At 46.8% G+C, this 1,358-nt stretch carries 2 protein-coding genes; both read right to left on the bottom strand.

Features of this window, described 5'->3' with window-relative positions; all coding sequences use genetic code 11:
• Nucleotides 1-805 (bottom strand): IS3 family transposase (locus H627_RS20400; protein WP_258457798.1); only part of this gene is annotated, 805 nt, incomplete at its 3' end.
• Nucleotides 769-1,305, bottom strand: a complete 537-nt coding sequence (locus H627_RS21030) for a helix-turn-helix domain-containing protein (protein WP_027829626.1) — start codon at nt 1,303-1,305, stop codon at nt 769-771. The genes H627_RS20400 and H627_RS21030, both read right to left, overlap by 37 nt.
• Nucleotides 1,306-1,358 lie beyond the last annotated feature (53 nt).

Below are 1,358 nucleotides of genomic sequence, written 5' to 3'. Positions count from 1 at the left end.
ATCTGGCGTAATGCGTCACGATTTGTTTCAGCTCCTTAATATCCTTAATCGGTTGTCGATTGAGACGTTCACGCTTAAGCAGGTTGAAGAAACTTTCCATTGGGGCATTGTCATGACAGTTGCCTTTGCGGGACATGCTTGGAACGATTCCCATGGCGTGTAACCGGATCTGGTATTCACGGGTTTGGTATTGCCAGCCTTGATCGGAATGCATGATCGGTGTGACGCCAGAAGGCAGTTTCTTAGCCAGGTCATCAAGCGTTAGACGTAGCTGTTCTTTATTCGCAGAATTAGTCACAATGATTGTGATGACTTCTCGGCTAGCTTCGTCAATGATCGCTGAAATATATCCCCAGCTGCGATCTACCAATCTGACCTGCGTCACATCCGTATGCAGAACAGCGAATGGTTTCTGGGCATTGAATTGTTGGTGCAGCAGATTATCATTCACAGTGCCTACCTTCCCCTTATAAGAGTGATAGCCGCTGGTGTGGCGTGAATACAGTGTCACGCTGAGATCGAGCTGGCCCATCAACCGAAGCACCGTATTGGGAGAACACTTGAATCCGGCTCTACGGGCCATGACATGAATTCGACGATATCCGTAAGTCTCATACGAATCATGAAATGTCTTCTTGATGAATGCCTTCAGGGCCGTATATTTATCTGGTTTATCCTTCCGCTTCAAGCGATCATAGAAAGTGGCACGCGGCAACTGCGCTAACACTAATAATTCTTTAAGCGGATAGTCATGCCGTAACGTGTCAACTACTGCCGCTTTTTGGGCGGCAGATTGTTCTTCGATACGGCCCCTAATTTTTTTAAGAAGTCACGCTCCATTCTGGTATGGTATAACTCACCGCGTAATTTCAGGATCTCTTGCTGGTAGGCTTCCTTCTCACTGAGTTCCAGCTTCTTAACTTGTTTGGTTTTCTTGTGTTTCACTGTAGACCGCCTTCCTCGCGGTTTGGGACGCAACCCGGCCACTCCTTCAGTCCTAAAGATCTTCACCCAAGCAACCACCTGAGAGGAACTAATCCCGAAATGGGCAGCCACGGATACCACACCCTCACCACTGGTTTGGTAATAGTCTACCACAGCCAACTTCTGTTCCAGAGAGTAAACAGTCTTCGTATGTTTCCGCTTAAGAGATTCTAGTCCATGGGCTCGAGCCTGTTCAACCCATTCCCGGATTACTCTCGTTGCCGGGATACTGTATTTCGTGCAAAGTGCACTATATGATACACGCCCTGAAAGATACTCCTGCACAACTTGTAACTTTAATTCACTAGAATATTTGGTCATAAAAATGCCCCACAATCGTTAGAGTATCTGTCTAACAATTATGGGGCACTTCA

Origin of the sequence: Schleiferilactobacillus harbinensis DSM 16991, from assembly GCF_000425885.1 — a bacterium.
Taxonomy (GTDB): Bacteria; Bacillota; Bacilli; order Lactobacillales; family Lactobacillaceae; genus Schleiferilactobacillus; species Schleiferilactobacillus harbinensis.
The sequence above is the reverse complement of the archived record's forward strand: the minus strand, read 5'-3'. Positions and strand labels throughout refer to the sequence as shown.